2 protein-coding genes are annotated in these 1943 nt (G+C 44.9%); one reads left to right on the top strand and one right to left on the bottom strand.

Features of this window, described 5'->3' with window-relative positions; translation table 11 throughout:
• Window positions 1–96 precede the first annotated feature (96 nt).
• Window positions 97–435 carry a winged helix-turn-helix transcriptional regulator gene (locus ACFRAK_RS28135; protein WP_071221283.1) on the top strand — a complete coding sequence of 113 codons (339 nt, stop codon included), beginning with the start codon at window positions 97–99 and terminating at the stop codon, window positions 433–435.
• Window positions 436–507: 72 nt separating this feature from the next.
• Here ACFRAK_RS28135 and ACFRAK_RS28130 read toward each other — a convergent pair whose 3' ends face one another.
• A complete protein-coding gene (locus ACFRAK_RS28130) occupies window positions 508–1362 on the bottom strand; it encodes a DMT family transporter (RefSeq protein ID WP_394573058.1) in 855 nt (284 codons plus the stop codon).
• Window positions 1363–1943 lie beyond the last annotated feature (581 nt).

Here is a 1943-nt window from a genome sequence, read left to right as displayed (position 1 = left end):
TCTTAGGGAAGAAGTGAAATGTTCTTCACTATATTATAATAAGGATAGCTAATATACTTGAGTATAGTTAATAGAATACCGGAGGGAGCCTTTCAAATGGGGAATAAATCGAGCAGCTACATCCCTAAAACACCCGAACATATCGAATGCAATATCGAAAAAACGTTACTAGTCTTAGGCGGAAAATGGGCATTTCTCGTCATCCGTGAGCTCTTCGGAGGCACGAAACGGTTTGGCGAGTTGCAGCGGCAAATCCCCAATGTCAGTCCACGGGCGCTGACCACAACGCTTCGCCATCTGGAAGAACAGGGCGTGCTGGAGCGTGAAGTGTTCCCTACCGTTCCGGTAACTGTCGAGTACACCTTGACCCCAAAAGGCATGGACCTTCATGTCATTTGCAAGGAAATGAAGCTGTGGGCTGCGCGCTGGACCTGACTTTGAGACCATGCAAACAAGACCCATTCCATGTGCTGGAATGAGTCTTGTTCTCAATGTTCACCAAAGCGTTTATCCCCATAAACCCAAGACGATCACACCCAGCGTAATAAGAAGTGAGATGAAGATTCGCCTTGCCCCTTGTTTCTCCCGTAATATAAAAATGCCCATGAACGTTCCGAACACCGTCCCGATTTCCCGCATCGGGGCAAGCTGCGCTACAGGTGCAAGCGACGAGGCGAACAAGAACAGTAAATATCCCCCAGGAGCGATAAGCCCACCTAAACTAATGGATTTCCAATTGGATTTCAACTCCAGACCTATGCCACCTGACCTCAGGGCAAGCCATGAAAGAGCCAGTACATTCCCGATATTGGTTGCTTCGATCAATACCACAGGAGATACATAACTTAAGGCGATCTTATCCACTATGATGTAACTGGCAATACAACCTCCTACAGCCAACGCCATGAGCGGTGCTTTGTACGAGGTAGAACCTTGCTTGTTCCCACGGAAGTTAATATTACTCATTAAGACAATTCCAAGCACAATCGCGATAACCCCCAGCCAGCCTATGATTGACAGCTGCTCATGAAGGAAGGTAACGGCGAGCAGAGGGACCAATAACGGACTCGTTCCTCGCATAATCGGATATACTTGGGACAGATCGCCAATGGTATAGGCTGCAGCTAGCAACACGATATATAACCCATGCAAAGCGACAGAGGCCAACAAAAACCATGCACCTGGACCAGCTAACTCCGAGTGATCCCACTCCATGATCGCCCATGGTAAAAAGATCAGAAAGCCTGCTAGTTGCGTAAACCATAGAAAGACATTCTTATTGATGCTTTTCTTGGTGTACAGATTCCATACCGAATGAAGGAAACCTGAACCTAAGACAAGTAAAAGTGCCAAGCCTGTCATTATGTATAACCCTCCGACTCCATATGTCAATATATTCTTATTAATCTATGATGATCACTCTATTATTTCAAGGAGGCTCAACGGTTAAAAAACCGAGATGCCCCGCCAGTAGGTAAAGGAATATCGGCGCTAAAACAGAATACATTGTATGGAGTGCTCCCTTCTCGTGGTCCGTGGTTGATTCAACCTGAACTGAGAGAACATCGGGAGTGCTCTCCTTTTTTTATTTGCCCAAGTACAACAAGACTATATAGGCCCATGAACAGGGCTGGCTACCGATTCATTCCAATCCTGCTTCGGACCGCCCCCTACTGGTCTCTATGAGAAAAAATGATTTTTGTTTATTATTTTGCTAGAATGGTCAAATATGCAAACAGTCAAACAGAAAGGATGTTAACGAAACTATGAAAAGAAAATGGTTAAAATATACCATGCTCTTATTGTCCATTGGAATCTTGGGAATCGTTTCCTACTATACCTACTCTATCATACAATTCTCTAATCATATTTCGACGACTACGAAATCTGAATCAACGCATTCAACCAATACGGCTCAGAATGAAGTGGTAGAGATTCCAAAG

It is taken from the genome of Peribacillus sp. NPDC056705 (assembly GCF_043656335.1).
Note: the sequence above shows the minus strand (reverse complement) of the source record. Positions and strands in the feature narration are given on the sequence as shown.